Genomic DNA, 17,876 nt, shown 5'->3' with positions numbered 1-17,876 from the left:
TAAATTTTACATTCAACAACAATACCCCCCCTTTAAGGAGAGATCATTATGAAGAAGATGTTCCTGTTCCTTGCTGCCGCAAGCCTTGTTAGCGCGACGGCATTTGCTCAGGATGACTATGACTACGGCGAGGACTACGGTTCTTCAGAATCCGCACCGGCGTCTGAAGACGGCTATACTGACATGGGTAGCAGTGACGAATCGACCTCCGACAATTCCGGTTCTGACGTCGAATACAAGAGCATGGACGACGAGAGCAAGAAGACCAGCCGCACCGAAGGCGAAGGCGGCTCCGTTTTCGATAAGCCCTACAACCTCGGCTGGAATGTCGGTGTCGGTTTTAGCGGCTTCTTCAGCACGGAAGTTTGCATTCCCAATATTCCGGGCTCCTGCGATGACTACGGTGGAGACCTCTTCGGTGGCGCAATGGAGTTCGGTGGATCTTTGAACTACCACTTCAACAACAACCTCAGCTTGATTGCCGAAGCGAACATCGACATTCGCTTCTACATGGCCAACCTCGGTCGGTTCAGCATCTATAATAGCTATGGATATTCCTACGACAGCGACGTGACCTTGGATGCCTTTGTCTTTGGTCTCCAGGTTCCGGTGCTTGCCCGTTACAACTTCACCCCGACCATCTATGCCGAAGCCGGTCTGCAGTTGGAACTCAACCTCGGCACGGGCATCAGCTTCTCCGACGAAGACGGCACGGAAGTGACAGGCATGACGGAAGCGATGATGAAAGACAAGTGGATCTACAATTACTTCGATGCCCAGTCCTTCGTGGCTTCGATTGTCATCGGTGGCGGTACCACGATCGATGTCGGCAAGTTCTATACCGATGTTGGTGTCCGCGTCATCATCGACTTCCTGCCTTACATCAAGCTTGATGACATATTCACCAATTCTGGTTACGAAGAAAGCTCCGCCAAGTCCTGGCAGATCCAGTTCTACATGAACCCCTGGTTCAAGTAATCGGCTAACGATTCAGGAATTCGGCTCCGCTTCGGCGGGGCCTTTTCGTTTGCTGTTGCGATGGTTTTTGCTGCAATAAAAAACACCCTCGCGGGGGCGAGGGTGTAAATATTTGCCTTGAAACGGCCCCTTACTTCTTGTTCTTCTTGGGCGGGTGCGCGGCAATCTTCTTTGTGCCCTTGGCCTTGGCTGCCTTTTCGCCGGCTTCGTAAACGGCCTGTGCCTGACGGAGAGCGTCGGTCGGGTCGATTTCGATAGCTTCGGAAGCTTCGTCCACGAGTTCGGCGAATTCGTCGTACCAGTCAGCGAAGATTTCCACTTCGAGGTGGTCGACGCCCGGAACTGTGAGGCGTGCACCGCAGGCTTCGCCGATGCGGTCGAGGAACTTCGCCATCTGCGGCTTCAACAGCGTGAGGTCGAGTCCGTCGAGGTCCTCGGGTTCAAAGTACACGGCGTCGACATCGCTGTCGTCGTCCTTCGCCTTCTTGCCCTTCTTGCACTTGCAGTCTTCGCCGCAGCACTTGCATTCCACGTTCTCGTTGCCGTAGAGCGCCATGTACTCTTCGTCGTCCATGCCGCTGTCGTAGTAGAACTCGTCGTCTTCGAGGTAGAGTTCTTCCACGAAGATTCCCTTTGCGCCGAGCGTCTTGGCCGCGGCAATGAATTCCTTGAGGTCGCCGCCGAAGTAGCGGGTCGATTCTGCTTCCTCGTTCAGGGTCTGGACGGGAATGGGGGAGAGCTTCTGCTTCTTGAGGTAGTCGCAGATTTCGTCAGTAATGGATTTCTGAATCTTAGCCATGGGGCCTCCTATATGTGATACTTCTTGAGGCTCGGGGCCTTTTCTTCGATAAGCTTCATGATGCGGGCGACAGCGTCGGCGCCGTTGGCCGTGTCCTTCACGCTCACGAGCGGCTGGAACAGCGGGCTGTTGAACAGCGTGCCGAGAGGAATCGGGTTCTTGCGGCAGAACGTGATGTCGATGAAGTCGCGTGCGTCCTTCTGCAGGTTGTGCGCCTTCTCCTTGTCGCCGGCCTGGAAAGCCTTGTAGAGTTCTACGAAGGTCTTCGTGGCCTCGGGGATGTTGCCCGAAGCGCTGATGAGGCCCGTGCCGCCCATTTCGAGGAGGTCGGCGAACAAGCCGTCTTCACCGCTCATCACGGCGAAGTCCTTGCCCTTCGTTTCCTTGATGACGCGCATCGTGTCTTCGTGGAATTTTTCGCCAAAGCCGAATTCAACAGCCTGCTTGAGGCCGATGATGTTCTTGTCTTCGGCAAGCTCGATGAGGGTGTCGGGATGCACGTAGCTGGAGGTGCGGCCCGGAACGTTGTAGATAACGATTTTGGCACCCGTCTCGCTGCTGAGCGTGCGGTAGTGCTTCAGGAGGCCTTCCTGCGGCGGGTTGTTGTAGTAGCCAGTCACGCAGAGGACTGCCACCGGGGCAATCTTCTGCACGTTCTCGATCATTTCGATGGATTCGCGGGTGCAGTTGGAACCGGCACCGGCAATCACGGGCACGCGGCCGTCCACGTAGTCGAGCGTAAACTTGATGACATCGAGGTGCTGCTGCGGAGAGACCGTCGCACTCTGACCCGTGGTCACGGCAGGGAGCACGCCACTTGCGCCGTTTGCAATCACGTCGTCGATCATCTGTCCCATCTTCTTGTAGTCGATGGAGTTGCGAAGGTTCTTGGGATCGTCGTTCTTGAGCGGGGTGAACAACGCGGGGAAAACACCGGTAAGTTGAGAAGCGTTAGTAATCTGCATAGTGCCTTAAATATACTAAAAGGCGAGAGTCGCGGCAAAAGCTATTTTGTTTTTGATATGGATGGCCGCGAAAAAAACTATATTTGTCGCCTGATTACAATAACGGGCTTTTGAACCATGAACGCAGAAATTGAGAAACGCCGCACCTTCGCCATTGTCAGCCACCCGGACGCGGGTAAGACCACTATCACCGAGAAGTTCCTGTGGTACGGGAACGTCATCCGCGAGGCGGGCCACGTGCGCGCGAAGGCCAACCGCAGCTACACCGTGAGTGACTGGATGAAGATTGAACAGCAGCGCGGTATCTCGGTTTCCTCTTCTGTTTTGAATTTCCCGTTCGAAGGTTGCATGTTCAACCTCGTCGATACCCCGGGGCACCAGGACTTCTGTGAAGACACCTACCGCGCCCTGACCGCCGTGGATGCGGCCCTCGTGCTTATCGATAGCGTGAACGGCGTGGAAAAGCAGACTATCAAGCTCATGGACGTGTGCCGCATGCGCCACACCCCGATTATCACGTTCATCAACAAGATGGACCTCGATGGCCGCCATGTGCTCGACCTGCTCGACCAGATTGAAAATGTCTTGCACATCAAGACGGCTCCGTTTACGCTCCCGATTGGCGTGGGTAAGCTTTTCAAGGGCGTCTATTCCATCGCCGAGAATACGTTCCATACCTTCAACAAGGAAGAAGGCCATCAGGAAATTATCCAGATGGAAGGCCCGGACGATCCGCGCCTCGTGGAAATGTGCGGCGAGAACTGGGTGAACCAGTTCAAGGAAGAATACGAGATGGTTACCGGCGGTATGGATCCGTTCGACCACGAGAAGTTCCTGAAGGGCGAGATGTGCCCCGTGTTCTTCGGTTCTGCGGTGAACAACTTCGGTGTGCGTCAGCTTTTGAACGCTTTCGCAAAGCTTGCGCCGCCCCCGATGGTGCGCGAGACCGACAAGCGCCCGGTGAGCCCCGACGAGGATGCCTTCAGCGCATTTGTGTTCAAGATTCAGGCCAACATGGACCCCAAGCACCGCGATCGCACGGCTTTCCTGCGAATTTGTTCGGGAAGCTTTACCCGCGGGGAGAAAGTTTTTCACGTGCGTACCGGTCGCGAAATCCGCCTGGCCGCCCCGACGGCGTTCCTCGCGAAGGACAAGGAAGTCATCGACCACGCCTGGGCGGGCGACATCGTGGGTATCAACGACCCGGGACTGTTCCGCATCGGCGACACGCTCACGGACGGCGAGAAGATGAACTTCACGGGCATTCCTGACTTCGCTCCGGAACACTTCGCCCGCGTTACTTTGTTGAACCCGCTCAAGTCGAAGCAGATGGCGAAGGGCCTTGCCGAATTGAGCGAAGAAGGCGCAACGCAGTTGTACGAACCGCTCAAGTCCGCGATTCCGGTTATCGGCGTGGTGGGCGAGCTGCAGTTCGACGTGCTCAAGTTCCGCCTGCAGAGTGAATACGGCGCCGACGTCTCGCTGGACCGCGTGCCTGCCCACGGAATCCGCTGGGTTTCTGGCCCCGAGAAGGACGTGGGCAAGTTCGCCGAGGAATACGCGATGGACTGCATGATGGACAAGGAAAGGAACCTCGTGTGCCTCTTCCCGAACGAGTATCGTCTGAACCTCGCGATGAAGAACTACGAGAATTTGAAGTTTGCCGAGACGTCGCAGGGTTAACCCTTGCGGGTTCCGGTGGTCTAGAGCCGCTGTTCTTTACTATATTGTTGGGTGATTGGTTTAAATAAAGGAGTTCTCTATGAAATTGAGATTTTTTGCAGCGGGTGTAGCCGTTACGGCGGTTGCCCTGCTGTCTGGTTGTGCCGGAAGCGTAAATGCGACACGGTCGATTGAATATGCATCTGCCAATAAGGCGATTGCCGAGGAGGCGAAAGCGGATCCCGCACAGGTCGAATCGACAAATGCGAAACTCGATTCCGCAAAGGCCTTGCAGGCAAGTGGAGAAGACGAGCAGGCTGCCGCCCTTGCCGAACAGAGTGCCCTTGAATACAGGCTTGCCGTTGCGACGGCCGAGCGCGATGCGGCAAAGAAGGAAGATGAACGCGTCGAGAAGGAACTTCGTGGCGATGTCGAACGCAAGCTCATCTACCAGAACATTCTTGACCAGGAAACGAAAAAGGCGGAGGCGAAGTAATGAAGACAAGGAATCTGTTTGTTATTACTGCCCTGGTGGCATCCGCTTGCTTTGCTGCCGAAGAAGCCAAGGCCGAGGCTCCTGCTGTTGAAGCCCCTGCGGCCGAAGCCCCCGCTGCAGAACCGAATGCCGTTGAGGCGTGCAAGGCGTCTATCGATGCGGCGTCCAAGGATGTTCCCGCAAATGCCGTTTCTGCAAAGTATTCTCTCGCAGCCGCAAAGGCTACTCTCGCCGACCTGGAAGCGGCGTTCAATGATGACCCCGAATCCGATGGCGTAAAGGCTCTTGCGAACAAATGCGACAAGACGGCGAAAATTGCTGCGGTCCAGGCCGAAACGCAGGCTCTCCGCAACCATACCGCCGAGAACTGGGAAAAGCGTGCAGCGACAGCGCGCTCCATTGAAGCCATCCAGGAACAGATTGGCCAGGCCCGTAGCGGTAAGGTAAACGACCTCGAGGCTGAAAAGGCCAAGATGAAGGACCAGGAAGCCCGCCTCCAGGCCGAAATGCAGCAGAATCAGGAAAAGTTCCAGGCTGAAGCAGCCGCCAAGGAAGCGGCTCTTAAGGCCGCCAGCGAACGCGAAGCCAACCTCCAGAAGCAGCAGGCTGCCTTGCAGCAACAGCTTGAAGCTGAGAAGAAGGCCCTTGCCGAGGAGCGCGCGAAGGCTGAAGCTCGCCAGGCCGAAGCCATGAACAAGCTGAACGAACTCCAGTCCAAGCTCATCCAGGTGACGAAGGACGCCCGCGGCATTATCCTGTCCATGTCCGACATCCTGTTCGACGTGAACAAGGCTTCCCTCAAGGCCGACCTCAAGACGAGCCTCGCGAAGGTTGCGGGAATCCTCTCCGTGTACCAGCAGTTCAATGTCTCCATCGAGGGTAACACCGACAACACGGGTTCTGCCGAGCATAACATGAAGCTCTCGCAGCAGCGTGCCGACAACGTGAAGAACTTCCTCGTGGAACAGGGCATCGACGCAGGCCGCCTTACCGCCAAGGGGCTCGGGATGACCATGCCCATTGCCGACAATAAGACGAAGGAAGGTCGCCAGAAGAATCGCCGCGTGGACCTCGTCATTCAGGACAAGGCCCTGCAGAATGCTGAACCTGTGGCTGAACCCGCCGCTCCTGCCGAAGGTGCCGCTCCGGCCGCTGAACCTGCAAAGAAGTAAGGTTCCGTATGGCAAAGACAGTCACCGCCATGGAGGCGAGGCAAAACTTCGGCAACTTGCTGAACCAGGTCTCGCTCTCGCAAGAAGAAATCGTGATTGAACGTGCGGGCAAGCCGCTTGCGCGTCTCGTGAACGTTTCATCTTCGCGTTCCGGCGGTGAACTGGACTTTCGCGATATCGGCAAGCTCCCGAACGGCATCTGGGAGGAACGTTAGATCGCGGGCGTCTTGAAGCGACCCCTTGCCACGTAGCCCAAAACTTTGTATATTCTATGGCATGAGAAAGAACCTTAACCTTCGACTTCTACTTGGTATCGCGCACGGAGCGAGGTTTTAGGCTATTTCGTTTTAAATAGGAATTAACTTAAAGGGCCCGCTTCCGTGACGAAGCGGGTTCTTTTTTATGGCAAAATGCTATTTTTGAACAGGAAAAGGAACTTTGCGGCGCATGGAAGTCGGCAAGGAGATGAAAAATGAGCGAAAATAAGAACACGATTGAAAGACAACCTTTCTTTTACGATGTCACCCTGCGTGACGGCAACCAGGCGCTCCCGAAGCCCTGGAACAACGCCCAGAAGAAGGACGTATACCTGCAGCTCTTGAAGCTCGGCGTGCAGGGTGCCGAAGTCGGCTTCCCGGCTTCGAGCGAGATGGACTTTGAATCGTGCAAGGAACTTGCCCAGCTGACCGCCAAGATGGCTGAAGAAGGCGACGAAGTCGCAAAGCGCATCGTGGTTTCGGGCCTGGCCCGCTGTGTGGAAAGCGATATCCAGCGCTGCTGGGAAGCGGTGCAGTACGCTCCGCACCCGCGTATTCATACCTTCCTCGCCACAAGCCCGCTCTCGATGGAGTACGTGCTGCACCTGACCCCCGAACAGGTCAAGGAGAAGGCGGTGCATTGCGTGAAGTTTGCAAAGTCGCTCGTAGGTAGCAAGGGCGATGTGGAATTCAGCGCCGAGCATTTCGGTGACTGTCTCGAAAACATGGATTTCGTGATTGACGTGCTGAAGGCCGTGGTCGAAGCCGGTGCGACGACCATCAACCTGCCGAATACGGTGGAACGCTACCGTCCGTTCCTGTATGTGAACCAGATTAAGCAGGTGTACGAGGCGCTCCCGAAGGACGTCACGATTTCGGTGCACTGCCATAATGACCTTGGCATGGCGACGGCCGCCACCGTCGAAAGTTTCTTCGTGGGGGCAACCCAGCTGGAAGTCGCGCTGAACGGCTTGGGCGAACGCTGCGGCAACACGAATTTTTACGAAGTTGCGGTCGCGCTGCACAACTCCGGCGTACAGACCGGCCTGCACATGGAACGCATCTACGAGACGGCCATCTTGATTTCCCAGTGGTCCGGCATCAACATCTACAGCCGCGCCCCGCTGATTGGCGCCGAAGCCATCGTGCACCGTAGCGGCATCCACCAGGATGGCGCCTCCAAGACGAAGGACATGAAGAAGGGCGCCTACCGCCCGATCGACTACTCCATCATCGGCCGCCACCAGAACGACGCCCTGAGCTTCACGAGCCAGAGCGGCCGCACCGCCGTGTACGAGATTATCACGAAGTTCGGCTACAAGATGACGCTCGCCGAAGCCGCCGAACTGCAGCCGATCCTGAAGTCCTACAGCGAAAAGGAAGGCGAACTCAGCGCCGAGCGCGTGCTGGACGTGTTCCGCGAGCAGCGCGTGAACGTGAACGGCCGCCTGGTGTTCAACAACATCGAGGTTATCCCCGACGAGAACCGCTTCATTTTTCACTTCAAGAAGGACGGCGAACCGCTGGTGAGGTCCATTACGGCAGAAGGCCCGATCGAGGCCGCCCTCATGCTCATGCGCGAAATCGGCATGCCGGTGGAACTCGTGAAGTACCGCCAGCTTGTGGTACCTGAAAAGGACAAGTTGTGGGCTGGCCGCGGGCTTAGCCGCATGCTCCTGAAGGCGGGCGATGTTGAGGTCGAAGGCCGCGGCGTCAGTAGCGATACGCTCAAGGCCAACATGCGCGCCCTCTTCGGCGGCGTGAACCTCCTGTACAAGAAGGCCTAATTGTCATCCCCGCGAAGGCGGGGATCTTTTAAGAAAAGGAAATCCACATGCTCGAACAACTCAAGCGCCCGTTCAAGAAGCGCTACAACAAGTACCGCGGTAAGCTGGAAGGCTTTGTCGGGCCTGTCAGGGAATCGGCGTCGAAGTTGCTCGCGATGATCCCGAAGGGGGAGGCCTTCGCGGGTTCCGAAGATTTGGGCGAGGAATCCGGCGAAGCAACTCCGGGCAAGAAGCCCGGGCTGCTTGCCAAACTCAAGGATTTCAAGAAATCGCTGAAGGGACTTTCTGATTTCCAGAAGCTCATCCTGTTGACCATCGCGGTCGTGCTCCCTGCGGGCATCCTCATCGCGGTGGCGTTGGCTGGCTTCCTGCGCCGTAAGAAGTAGTTTTTTTTGTAAAGAGGAGGAGAAAAAATGAAGTCGGTTTCAAGGTTGTCTTCGTGGAAGTTGCTGGCCCTAGTCGGGGCTTTTGCTTGCACAATGCTTGTCGCTTGCGGAGACGATGGAAGCGATGTCTTCCTGACGCGCTCTGACACGGAGTCTTCGGATGTTTCGTCATCTTCCGCCCAATCATCCTCGTCTTCGGACAGGTATTCTTCGAGCGTGAGGTCTAGCAGCGCTCGCTCCAGCAGCAGTATAAGCGTGGCTTACGCGGAACCTTGTAGAGACGAGTACTTTGATGATTGCGAATACGGAACCCTGGTTGACGAACGTGATGGGCAATCCTACAAGACCGTAAAAATCGGTGACCAGTGGTGGATGGCCGAGAACTTGAATTTTGCCTACCTGCAGCCGACCGAAACTCGAGATTCCTCCAGTTTTTGCTACGATGACGATGCTTTGAATTGTGAAAAATATGGTCGCTTGTATTTATGGGGCGCAGCGATGGACAGTGCCGCTATTTATAGCGATGACGGCATAGGATGCGGGTATATTCACGATTGCAATCCCGCTGAGAGGGTGCAGGGTGTTTGCCCTCAGGGTTGGCATGTGCCTACAAGGGCTGAATTCATGGTTCTTTATGAATCCGTAGGCGGTTATGACGATAATGATGTTGCAAAGAAAAAATTGATGGCGGTCGATGAATGGCGCGACTGCGGTGCTGGGTGTACAGACTCCTACGGGTTCACTGTTCTGCCCGTAGGCTATTTCGATGAAAAGTATGAGGACTTGGGCAGCAATGCGCTTTTCTGGAGTTCTACTCCATATGATGAGGGGTCTTCTACTGATAACGCCTACTATATGTATGTCAATTTTTATATGGGTTTTGGTACTGCTGACAAAGATGATGCCAACTCTGCGAAATCGGTCCGTTGCTTAAAGGACTAAACTTGATGCTCTCTTCCCGTTTGCCTAAAGATCTTTCTCCGTCGCCGTTTTTTGTGTTCTGTCTAGCTATTTGTTCCATTGTCGGAATAAAGTAACGCTCAGTAGTGAACTTATTGTATATTTACGGAAAAAAGGAGGATTTTGTGGAAAAAAGTCTTTTGCTTCTTGGAACCGGCATCTTCTTGACGGCGCTTTTCTCCGCTTGCGGCGATAACGGTTCGTCTACGGATGTTGACGATTCGTCTTCCAGTGTCGCTGACGACAACGGATATTCGTCATCTTCCGTTTGGGCATGGGATACCCTTCCAGCGGCACTGCAATATATGGCAGATTCGCTACCCGAAATGAATCCGACGACGCCACCTTGCAAGACGGATAGCACGGATACTTGCGAATATGGATCCTTGACTGACGATCGTGATGGTCAAACTTACAAGACCGTAAAAATTGGTGACCAGGTCTGGATGGCGCAAAACCTGAACTTCGAAACGGGGAACAGCGTTTGCTTTGGAGACGCCGATTCCAATTGCGTTGAGTACGGGCGCTTCTATACATGGGCGGAGGCGATGGATAGCGCCGCCGTTTTCAGTACGAATGGTGAGGGTTGCGGGCATGAGCATGAATGTTCGCCGACTTACCCCGTACAGGGCATTTGCCCCGAAGGTTGGCATTTGCCTACAAGGGATGAATGGTGGATTTTGCTTCGAGCTGTGGTTGACACGAGTTTTAGAGGTAATCAGTTGGATACCGCAGGTTCCATGGCAGGAATGGTGTTAAAATCAACGAGTGGCTGGAACGCTAGCGAATATGGCGGATGGTACATCCCCTGTAATGATTCGATTTTTTGTTTTGTTCCTAGTGGAAACGGAACGGATGAATATGGGTTCACGGCATTGCCTGTAAGCAAACAGTCTTTGTTGGGGGAATGGGAATATGGTGATGATGCCTCCTTCTGGAGTTCTTCGGAGTCTGATGAAACTCCTGGTTGTGCTGGTGTAATGGGGCTGACAGGTGCGTATTTTAAGGCTTCGCTGTTCGACTCTAGAATGTATAATCGAAAGAGTATTCGTTGCCTTAAGGACTAGCTATTAATCACTTCCTATGCTTTCTTCCCGCTTGCCTAAAGATCTTTCCCCGTCGCCGTTCTTTGCTGAACTGGAACGCGTGAAGGCGTGTGCGAAAAAGGATGCTGCCGAGGGTGGGCTCCCGTTCATCGACATGACGGTAAGCAGCCCGGTGAAGGCGGGATTGCCGATAGACTTGAATGCGGCGGTGGAGGATGCTCGCAAGGATTTCGGTTGCTGGAATCCGGATGCGGCGGGGTGGAAGTCTGCACGCGAGGCGGTGGTGGAGTACTATCGCGAACGCGGCGGCAACTTTACGGCGGGGCAAATCATTTTGACCGCAAGTACGAGCGAAGCGTATTCGGTGCTGTTCAAGACATTCTGCGATCCGGGCGATGTAATCCTCACGCCGATGCCGGGCTATCCGCTGCTCGATACGCTTGCGCAGTTGGAACACCTGGAATGTGCGCCGTACTTTTTAAAATTGCAACGGGAGAAGAAAAAAAAGATCCCCGCCTGCGCGGGGATGACATCGGGCGTGGATTTTCGATTCATACTCGATACCGACAGCCTGCTGGCAGCTCCTGAGAAAGCGAAAATCTTGCTGCTCGTTTCGCCGCACAACCCGACGGGGCACTGCGTTTCCCGCGAAGAATGGAATGCGGCGGTTCGTTTTTGCGAAGAGAACGACATGATTCTCGTGGTGGACGAGGTTTTCGGCGATTACGGTTTTTCGCCGGAGGTCCGCCGTAGTTGGGAATACCTGATGGGCGGAAAGAGAGATTCCCGCCTGCGCGGGAATGACTGTTGGCGAGAGTCTCTTTGGGATGCGGGCGGCGGCGATTTCATCAACCTTCCCGAAGACGGCCCCAAGTGCCCCATATTCTGGCTGAACGGCTTAAGCAAGGCTGTAGGTTCCCCGCAGCTCAAGCTCGGTTGGATGGTTTTCTACGCGCCCCGCGAACGCTTTGAAGAAATCCGCGCGGCACTCGAATTCGTGGAAGACGCCTACCTGAGCGTGTCCGCCCCGGCGCAGGCTCTCGGCACCGCGCTCCTCAAGCAGTCCGCCGCCTACGAATCGCGCGTCAAGGGACGCCTTTTGCAGAACTGGCAGACCCTTCGTGAAGCCTTCCCGTCCAAGTACTGCCCCGAGGTCCTCGGCGGCTGGTATGCGGTTATCCGCCTGGGCGAAGACGACGAGGAACTCACACTCCGTTTACTCCGCGAAAAGCACGTGCTGGTGCAGCCCGGGTTCTTCTTCGACTTTGACGAAGATGGCTGGGTGGTTATCTCGCTCCTGCAGGAACCGGCGCTGTTTAAGGAAGCAGTAGCGAGGATGCGCTCGCTTGCGGATTCCTAGTACCTGAAAATTTGTATATTACACGCGGAAATTGAACAGGTCGTAACGTGGAAAAGAAAAAGATTTTGCTTATCAACTGGCGCGACATCAAGAACCCGGAAGCGGGTGGCGCCGAACTGTACTTTCACGAGTTTTTCAAGCGCATCAACACCCGCAACTACGAGGTGACGGTCCTTTCGCATAGCGTGAAGGGCCTGCCCGACGAAGAGGTGGTCGATGGCATGCGCACCATCCGCACGGGCAACAAGTTCCTTTTCAACTACACGGCGCACCGCTATGCCCACAAGCACCAGCACGAATACGACCTCATCGTGGAGGACCTGAACAAGATTCCGTTCTTCACGCCGTGCAACACGAAGGTCAAGCGTCTCCACATGGTGATGCACTTTTTCCGCAAGTCGATTTTCCGCGAGACGTTCTTCCCGATGGCGCTGTACGTGTACTTGATGGAACGTGCGGTGGCGCTCTTCTACAAGGGCGAGAACTTCCTCGCGATTTCGCAGAGCACCGCCGACGAGATTGCCGACATGGGAATCAAGCCCAGGTGGACCGAGGTGGTGGAGCCGGGCATCGATACGGTGTACTTCCATCCGACACAACCCAAGGCTGACCCTCCGGTGATTTCTTACGTGGGCCGCCTCATGAAGTACAAGAACGCGCAGTTCGTGATCAACGCCATGCCGCGCCTCCGCGAACTGGTGCCGGGCGTCGTACTTGAGGTCGCGGGTGGCGGGGACTACCGCGCCGAACTCGAAAAGTTGGTCGATAAGCTTGGCGTGCGTGATTCCGTGAAGTTCCTCGGACGCGTATCCGAAGACGAAAAGCGCGACCTCCTGAGCCGCTCCTCCCTTTTCATAAACCCCTCGTTCAAGGAAGGCTGGGGCATCAACAACATCGAGGCGAACCTCTGCGGAACGATCTCGATGAGCAACAACGTCGCTGGCCTCAAGGATTCGGTGGTGGACGGCGTGACCGGCCTCCTGTACGAGAATGACGATCCCGAAGGCTTCTGCGAGAAGGCCGCGGCCGTTCTGCATGACAAGGCCCGCCTTGCCGAACTCGAAAAGAACGCCCGCGAGCGTGCCCTGACCATGAGTTGGGACGCAATGGCCGAAAAAATGGAAAAAGTTGTTGAAAAAGCGTTTGTATAACGTTTTTTGACACAAAATTTTGTTAAATTTCCGCCCGTGATTGCCCCCTGCGGTTCATCGCTGCGGCGAAAACCGCCCTGCTCCAGATTCCTGAGTCGGACTCAAGTCCGCTGGATAGGAGCCCCTGGCCGTCAAGCTTCCCTAGAAGCGCTATTAAGATGGCCCTAAACTACACACACTCGCAATCACCCCTACGGCGGGTCTTTTCCAGCCTTCCGTTGTGGCTTAACCCTTATTTATGAGGTGCCCAGATGGAAACATACATCGCAATTGCTCTGTCGCTCGTCGCAGTGATTCTGAGCATCGTTATCCTGACTAAGGTTAACAAGGTTCTCGACAATCTCCATACTCCGATTGTTAAAAAGCTCACCCCGGACATGAACTTGAAGCCGAATTCCCGTCGCCCCGTAAGCGCACAGGACATGGCTCAGCGCGGTGACCGCAACAACAAGGACCATGGCAAGGATCGTCAGAACAACAAGGAAGCTCGCGGTGACAAGCAGGCCCAGCCCGCCCAGAACCGTGACCGCAACGAACAGCGCTCCGACCGTGGCCCGCGCCGTGACCGCCGTGAAGGCCGTCCCGACCGTCCGCGTCGTGAATTCAACAAGCCGGCTGCCGAAGCCGCAGCTCCTGCCGAGGCCGTCCAGGCTCCGGCCGCCGAAACTGCCGCTCCCGTTGCAACCGAAGCCCGCCGTCCGCTCGCTCCGCGCATCCCGGTTGAAACTCCGGCTGCCCCTGCCGCTCCGGCTGTCGAAGCTCCTGTGGCCGCTCCCGCAGCCGCCGAAGCTCCGGTGATTGCCACTCCGACCGAGTTCGACCCGAACAAGGTCCGCTATGGCCGTCGCAACGTGATTAAGAAGCTCCCTGAGCTCGCTGACGAAGCATAATCGCGGTAGCCAAGCGCACAACAGGCGAAAAGCTTGAAAAAAGTCCCCTGGTCCTAGACCGGGGGATTTTTAGTTTGTGCGAAATACGGTGGTGTAGGCTACAGGCGCCTGCGGGCCTGCGCGTTAGAATTTTTCGTCGTAGCGGTCGCTGTAGCCGTCGTCGTAGCCGTCTTCATAATCGTCGTCGTCCGGGAATCCCGATTCGAGTTCCGTGAAGCTCGGTTCTTCGATGGAGACGACCTCCACCTCGAAGGTGAGGTCCTTGCCCGCAAAGGGGTGGTTCCCGTCTACGAGTACGGAATCGCGGTAGATTTCCTTGACGATGAAGATGCCGTCGCTTTCGTCGCTGTCGAGGTTGAGGTCTTCAACGAATTCGTCTGCGGTATCGGGCAACTGGAATTCGCGGATGTCGTTGTCCATGAACATCTCGAGCTCCATCCCGAGCCAGAGTTCACCCACGTCCTGGAGTTCTGCCTTGGGCACCTTCATGATGAGGTCGTCGCGGTAGGGGCCGTACCCGAGGTTTGCGGGAATGTCGACAGAAAACCTTTCTCCGAGCTTTCGACCGGCAAGAGCGGATTCGAGCCCCGGGATGATGTTGTTGTACCCGTGAATGTAGACAAAGGGGTAGGAGGCGGGAATTTCTTCGAGAATACGTCCCTTTTCCTTGAGTACATAGGCGATACTGACCTTTGTCCTGTCTTCGATAACTTCCATACGCGCGCAAATATAGATTTTTTTGCTACATTGCTGCCATGCTTTACGGAATTTGCTCTGACATTCATTCCAACGCGACGGCGTTCGAGGCGGTGCTTCAGTCCATGGAAGAAAACGGGGTCGAAAGGCGCGTCTGCCTGGGCGACCTGGTGGGCTACGGTGCAGACCCTGACGAATGTGTAAAACTCGCTCGCGAAAACATGGATATCTGCCTTATCGGAAATCACGATAGCGTGGCCATCAAGTACGAGTCGAGCGTCGGGTTCAACCCTTATGCGAAACAGGCAATCGACTGGACACAGGCGCACCTGAGCGAAGAATCGGCGGATTACTTGAAGGCGCTTCCTTATATCCGTGAAGAAAATGACATCACGTTCGTGCACGCCTCTCCGCTTTCGCCTGCGGACTGGGTCTACGTGACCGACCTCGAGGAGGCGCTTGAGGCGTTTGACCATTTTCGTGGCACCTACTGCTTTATTGGCCACACGCACAGCCCTGTGATTGTCGCGAGCCGCCCGATGGCCATCCCCAAGATTTTGGACGAGTACGAATACACCATCGTGAATACGGAGCGTTTGCTCGTAAACGTGGGAAGTGTCGGGCAACCGCGCGACCGCGACTGCCGCGCCTGCTGGTGCCTTCTCGATACCGAGACCAAGTGTGTGAGGCTCATCCGCGTAGAATACGATGTGTTCCAGACGCAGGAACGCATGCGCAAGGCGGGAATGCCGAGCTTCCTCATCGACCGCCTGAGCGTGGGCCGCTAGCGCCATGAAATGGGTCCTCGCTGTTTTCGGTAAGGCCGGTTCGCCGTTTATCGCGGACGAGGTGGACAAGTACGTGAAGCGCTTGCGGGGCGGCATGTTCCCGCTCGAGGTCGTGGAACTCAGGGAATCAAAACTCGATGACCGCGTGCAGTCGCTTGCGCAGGAGGCCGCGCTATTCGAGAAAAAGTTCCCGAAGTCGGAATACCGCCGCGTCATCCTTTCCGAAGAGGGCAAGCTCATGGATACGGTAAAGCTTTCGGACACGCTCCGTGACCGCTTCCCGGGCAATATCGTGTTCTTGATTGGGTCTGCCTACGGGATCGACGAGAGCCTGAAAAAGACGGCGGACCTGCTGCTGTCGCTTTCGCCCCTGACGTTCACGCACGACCATGCCCGTGTGATTATGGCAGAACAGCTCTACCGCGTGCAGATGGTGATGCAGAACCACCCGTACCATCACCGATGATACGGGCTTGATACACTTGCTACACTTTGATATTTTTATAAAACACTTCTGTTTTTTCTTGTAAACGAAAAAAGGCATTTTATAGGGTGAACGTTGGTTTCCACAATCTATATTGTGCTAAAAAAGAGGTTTACTATGGATTTTTCGAAGACTGCGGCTGCCCTGGCTCTCTCTGCCGCTTTTCTCGCTGCGCCCTCGATGGCGAAGAACGTGCTGAGCAACGGCGATATGGAATATGGAGACGGGGGCTGGTACCTGTGGAACAATCCCGACGGTCCGGCGAAGGTTGAGATGCAGCTTGCCAAGCCCGGCCTTGGATTCGACGGCTCGCAGGGCGTTAAGGTGGTGGTGAAGGATCTTCCTAAAATTTGGTGGGGACTCCAGCTGCAGCCGCCACAGTGGCTGGCCGATTCAGCCTATTACACGCTCACCTTCAAGGCGAAGGGCAACATGCCTATCAATGCGGTGGTGCAGGGCGGGCCGCCCGACTATCGTCAAAAAGAAAGCGGGAGCTTCCAGCTTACCGACAAGTGGCAGACGTTCTCGATGACCTTCCTTGCCGACCAGAAGGGTTATGGCCTCAACAATGTGACGTTCCATGTAGGCCTGCAAAAGGGCTGGCTACAGATGGACGATGTGGAAATCGAAAAGTCCGAGGCCATGGATACGGCCTGGTACAATAATGCGGAAACCCGCATCGACAGCCTGCGCAAGGCGGACTTTACGGTGAAGGCGGCTCCGGGTTCCCAGGTGTCCGTAAAGCTTGTCGAACATGCGTTCCCGTTCGGAACCGCCCTCAACATTACCACGAGCGACAAGAGTGACAGCATCGAGAACTGGTACAAGGGCGAAGCGAAAAAGCTCTTTTGGCATGCGGTAAGCGAGAATCAGTTCAAGTGGCCGGAATACGAACCCAAGAAGGGCAAGATTCTGAAGGACGAGATGTACCGCTACGTGGATTTCACCAGGGAAAACGGCTGGAAGCTGCGTGGACATGCGCTCATGTGGGGCCACCAGGGCTATGGTTTCGACAAGCATTACTCCAACCCCAAGAATGCGAAACAGTGCAAGGATTTCGCGAAGTTCCTCAAGGCCCGTATCGAGCGCGACCTCAAGGAATACAAGGGGAAAATTACGGAATATGACGTGTGGAACGAACCTCTGCATGAATCTTACACGTTCAATACTTGCGGCTGGGGCATCCTTGACAGTGCGTTTGTCTGGGCGCACCGTGCCGACCCGGACGCGAAACTCTACATCAACGAGTATAATGTCGTCGCGGCAGGGGAGACGGACCGCTACGTGAGCCTCATCAAGGGAATGCTCGCCCGTAAGGTCCCTGTCCATGGAATCGGCGTGCAGTGCCATTTTGGCCTGCGTCCGGTTGTGCCGGGTCTCATCAAGGAACGTCTCGACAAGCTTGCGAGCCTCGGGCTTCCGATCAAGGTGACCGAATTTGACGTTGGCGACTGGCAGGTAGGCATGAATGACCCCGAAGAAGTGCAGGCAGAAAAGTTCGAGACCTTCATCCGTACTGCGTTTAGCCACCCCGCTATCAACGGAATTGTGCTCTGGGGATTCTGGGACAACCGCCACTGGGTCAAGAACGGAGGCATCGTCGCCGCTGACGGCCGCGAAAAACCAGCCGCCAAGCGTGTCTACGACCTGTGGCACAAGGTGTGGACTACCGAGGCGACGGTGAAGGCCGGTGCGGACGGTGTCGCGAAGTTCCGCGGGTTCAAGGGCAGGTACAAGGTAACTGCCGACGGCAAGACGTTCGATTTGGAAGTGAAGTGACATCGCTTCATTTGCGGAAAAACTATATTGTGGGGCATGAAGCATCTTCCCGGCATTCTCTTTCTGCTCGCCATGCCCTGCTCGGTTTTCCTGTTTATCAAGGTTTCCGACAAGACTGGTTCCGATATCCTGGCCCTTGTTTCGGCGGTGGCGCTCTACGTTCTTGTCGGGCTCCTGGTTGCATTTGTCATGAACCGTAAATCTTCGGACAAGGAGTAGC

Annotated in this window: 19 protein-coding genes; 16 read left to right on the top strand and 3 right to left on the bottom strand. The window is 55.6% G+C overall.

Going from position 1 to position 17,876, the window contains the following annotated elements; translation table 11 throughout:
* Nucleotides 1-48 precede the first annotated feature (48 nt).
* Nucleotides 49-978 (top strand): outer membrane beta-barrel protein, encoded by a 930-nt coding sequence (locus tag B2952_RS00660; RefSeq protein WP_290736080.1) that lies wholly within the window; start codon nucleotides 49-51, stop codon nucleotides 976-978.
* Between the two features lie 130 nt (nucleotides 979-1,108).
* Here B2952_RS00660 and B2952_RS00655 read toward each other — a convergent pair whose 3' ends face one another.
* Both B2952_RS00655 and dapA read right to left on the bottom strand, forming a co-directional pair.
* Entirely contained in the window at nucleotides 1,109-1,777 is a 669-nt protein-coding gene (locus B2952_RS00655; RefSeq protein WP_290736077.1) for a hypothetical protein, read from the bottom strand.
* An 8-nt stretch (nucleotides 1,778-1,785) separates the two neighbouring features.
* Nucleotides 1,786-2,742 carry a 4-hydroxy-tetrahydrodipicolinate synthase gene (gene dapA, locus B2952_RS00650; RefSeq protein WP_290736075.1) on the bottom strand — a complete coding sequence of 319 codons (957 nt, stop codon included), beginning with the start codon at nucleotides 2,740-2,742 and terminating at the stop codon, nucleotides 1,786-1,788.
* 117 nt (nucleotides 2,743-2,859) lie between these two features.
* On the opposite strand from dapA, the gene B2952_RS00645 reads away from it, so the two are divergent.
* The 11 genes from B2952_RS00645 to B2952_RS00595 all read left to right on the top strand — a co-directional run bounded on the left by B2952_RS00645 (nucleotide 2,860) and on the right by B2952_RS00595 (nucleotide 13,909).
* Complete coding sequence (locus B2952_RS00645) at nucleotides 2,860-4,425, top strand: peptide chain release factor 3 (RefSeq protein ID WP_173381494.1); 1,566 nt, start codon at nucleotides 2,860-2,862, stop codon at nucleotides 4,423-4,425.
* Between the two features lie 79 nt (nucleotides 4,426-4,504).
* The gene (locus B2952_RS00640; protein ID WP_173381495.1) at nucleotides 4,505-4,900 is read left to right on the top strand and encodes a hypothetical protein; all 396 of its coding nucleotides are present in this window, start codon (nucleotides 4,505-4,507) and stop codon (nucleotides 4,898-4,900) included.
* The gene (locus B2952_RS00635) at nucleotides 4,900-6,072 is read left to right on the top strand and encodes an OmpA family protein (RefSeq protein WP_290736073.1); all 1,173 of its coding nucleotides are present in this window, start codon (nucleotides 4,900-4,902) and stop codon (nucleotides 6,070-6,072) included. Before B2952_RS00640 ends, B2952_RS00635 begins: the two co-directional genes overlap by 1 nt.
* Nucleotides 6,073-6,080: 8 nt before the next feature.
* Complete coding sequence (locus B2952_RS00630) at nucleotides 6,081-6,287, top strand: type II toxin-antitoxin system Phd/YefM family antitoxin (protein ID WP_290727138.1); 207 nt, start codon at nucleotides 6,081-6,083, stop codon at nucleotides 6,285-6,287.
* A gap of 257 nt (nucleotides 6,288-6,544) precedes the next feature.
* Nucleotides 6,545-8,116 carry a 2-isopropylmalate synthase LeuA2 gene (gene leuA2, locus B2952_RS00625; protein ID WP_290728159.1) on the top strand — a complete coding sequence of 524 codons (1,572 nt, stop codon included), beginning with the start codon at nucleotides 6,545-6,547 and terminating at the stop codon, nucleotides 8,114-8,116.
* Between the two features lie 47 nt (nucleotides 8,117-8,163).
* Nucleotides 8,164-8,502 (top strand): hypothetical protein, encoded by a 339-nt coding sequence (locus tag B2952_RS00620; RefSeq protein ID WP_290728157.1) that lies wholly within the window; start codon nucleotides 8,164-8,166, stop codon nucleotides 8,500-8,502.
* Between the two features lie 27 nt (nucleotides 8,503-8,529).
* Complete coding sequence (locus tag B2952_RS00615) at nucleotides 8,530-9,444, top strand: fibrobacter succinogenes major paralogous domain-containing protein (protein ID WP_290728155.1); 915 nt, start codon at nucleotides 8,530-8,532, stop codon at nucleotides 9,442-9,444.
* A 158-nt stretch (nucleotides 9,445-9,602) separates the two neighbouring features.
* Entirely contained in the window at nucleotides 9,603-10,529 is a 927-nt protein-coding gene (locus tag B2952_RS00610) for a fibrobacter succinogenes major paralogous domain-containing protein (RefSeq protein WP_290736070.1), read from the top strand.
* A gap of 16 nt (nucleotides 10,530-10,545) precedes the next feature.
* A complete protein-coding gene (locus B2952_RS00605) occupies nucleotides 10,546-11,868 on the top strand; it encodes a pyridoxal phosphate-dependent aminotransferase (RefSeq protein WP_290736067.1) in 1,323 nt (440 codons plus the stop codon).
* A 47-nt stretch (nucleotides 11,869-11,915) separates the two neighbouring features.
* The gene (locus B2952_RS00600) at nucleotides 11,916-13,019 is read left to right on the top strand and encodes a glycosyltransferase family 4 protein (protein WP_290736064.1); all 1,104 of its coding nucleotides are present in this window, start codon (nucleotides 11,916-11,918) and stop codon (nucleotides 13,017-13,019) included.
* A gap of 251 nt (nucleotides 13,020-13,270) precedes the next feature.
* Nucleotides 13,271-13,909, top strand: a complete 639-nt coding sequence (locus tag B2952_RS00595) for a hypothetical protein (protein WP_290728147.1) — start codon at nucleotides 13,271-13,273, stop codon at nucleotides 13,907-13,909.
* Between the two features lie 123 nt (nucleotides 13,910-14,032).
* Here B2952_RS00595 and B2952_RS00590 read toward each other — a convergent pair whose 3' ends face one another.
* Nucleotides 14,033-14,626: an FKBP-type peptidyl-prolyl cis-trans isomerase gene (locus B2952_RS00590; protein WP_290727145.1), complete on the bottom strand. Its 594-nt coding sequence runs from the start codon at nucleotides 14,624-14,626 to the stop codon at nucleotides 14,033-14,035.
* Between the two features lie 38 nt (nucleotides 14,627-14,664).
* Here B2952_RS00590 and B2952_RS00585 point away from each other — a divergent pair, with 38 nt between their 5' ends.
* The 4 genes from B2952_RS00585 (at nucleotide 14,665) to B2952_RS00570 (ending at nucleotide 17,875) form a co-directional block, all read left to right on the top strand.
* The gene (locus B2952_RS00585) at nucleotides 14,665-15,393 is read left to right on the top strand and encodes a metallophosphoesterase family protein (RefSeq protein WP_173365448.1); all 729 of its coding nucleotides are present in this window, start codon (nucleotides 14,665-14,667) and stop codon (nucleotides 15,391-15,393) included.
* A 4-nt stretch (nucleotides 15,394-15,397) separates the two neighbouring features.
* Complete coding sequence (locus B2952_RS00580; protein WP_290736060.1) at nucleotides 15,398-15,859, top strand: 23S rRNA (pseudouridine(1915)-N(3))-methyltransferase RlmH; 462 nt, start codon at nucleotides 15,398-15,400, stop codon at nucleotides 15,857-15,859.
* Nucleotides 15,860-15,994: 135 nt separating this feature from the next.
* Nucleotides 15,995-17,656, top strand: coding sequence for an endo-1,4-beta-xylanase (locus B2952_RS00575; protein WP_290728143.1), 1,662 nt, complete (start codon nucleotides 15,995-15,997; stop codon nucleotides 17,654-17,656).
* 36 nt (nucleotides 17,657-17,692) lie between these two features.
* Nucleotides 17,693-17,875 carry a hypothetical protein gene (locus B2952_RS00570; protein ID WP_173365451.1) on the top strand — a complete coding sequence of 61 codons (183 nt, stop codon included), beginning with the start codon at nucleotides 17,693-17,695 and terminating at the stop codon, nucleotides 17,873-17,875.
* The last annotated feature ends 1 nt before the right edge of the window (nucleotide 17,876 follow it).

Source organism: Fibrobacter sp. UBA7003, from assembly GCA_002449765.1.
GTDB lineage: Bacteria > Fibrobacterota > Fibrobacteria > Fibrobacterales > Fibrobacteraceae > Fibrobacter.
Note: the sequence above shows the minus strand (reverse complement) of the source record. Positions and strands in the feature narration are given on the sequence as shown.

Coding starts and splice junctions, on each gene's coding strand:
- B2952_RS00620 (WP_290728157.1), top strand. CDS start 8,164: ATGCTCGAACAACTCAAGCGCCCGTTCAAGAAGCGCTACAACAAGTAC.
- B2952_RS00575 (WP_290728143.1), top strand. CDS start 15,995: ATGGATTTTTCGAAGACTGCGGCTGCCCTGGCTCTCTCTGCCGCTTTT.
- B2952_RS00605 (WP_290736067.1), top strand. CDS start 10,546: ATGCTTTCTTCCCGCTTGCCTAAAGATCTTTCCCCGTCGCCGTTCTTT.
- B2952_RS00640 (WP_173381495.1), top strand. CDS start 4,505: ATGAAATTGAGATTTTTTGCAGCGGGTGTAGCCGTTACGGCGGTTGCC.
- B2952_RS00655 (WP_290736077.1), bottom strand. CDS start 1,777: ATGGCTAAGATTCAGAAATCCATTACTGACGAAATCTGCGACTACCTC.
- B2952_RS00590 (WP_290727145.1), bottom strand. CDS start 14,626: ATGGAAGTTATCGAAGACAGGACAAAGGTCAGTATCGCCTATGTACTC.
- leuA2 (WP_290728159.1), top strand. CDS start 6,545: ATGAGCGAAAATAAGAACACGATTGAAAGACAACCTTTCTTTTACGAT.
- B2952_RS00595 (WP_290728147.1), top strand. CDS start 13,271: ATGGAAACATACATCGCAATTGCTCTGTCGCTCGTCGCAGTGATTCTG.
- B2952_RS00645 (WP_173381494.1), top strand. CDS start 2,860: ATGAACGCAGAAATTGAGAAACGCCGCACCTTCGCCATTGTCAGCCAC.
- B2952_RS00585 (WP_173365448.1), top strand. CDS start 14,665: ATGCTTTACGGAATTTGCTCTGACATTCATTCCAACGCGACGGCGTTC.
- B2952_RS00615 (WP_290728155.1), top strand. CDS start 8,530: ATGAAGTCGGTTTCAAGGTTGTCTTCGTGGAAGTTGCTGGCCCTAGTC.
- B2952_RS00580 (WP_290736060.1), top strand. CDS start 15,398: ATGAAATGGGTCCTCGCTGTTTTCGGTAAGGCCGGTTCGCCGTTTATC.
- B2952_RS00635 (WP_290736073.1), top strand. CDS start 4,900: ATGAAGACAAGGAATCTGTTTGTTATTACTGCCCTGGTGGCATCCGCT.
- B2952_RS00660 (WP_290736080.1), top strand. CDS start 49: ATGAAGAAGATGTTCCTGTTCCTTGCTGCCGCAAGCCTTGTTAGCGCG.
- B2952_RS00630 (WP_290727138.1), top strand. CDS start 6,081: ATGGCAAAGACAGTCACCGCCATGGAGGCGAGGCAAAACTTCGGCAAC.
- dapA (WP_290736075.1), bottom strand. CDS start 2,742: ATGCAGATTACTAACGCTTCTCAACTTACCGGTGTTTTCCCCGCGTTG.
- B2952_RS00570 (WP_173365451.1), top strand. CDS start 17,693: ATGAAGCATCTTCCCGGCATTCTCTTTCTGCTCGCCATGCCCTGCTCG.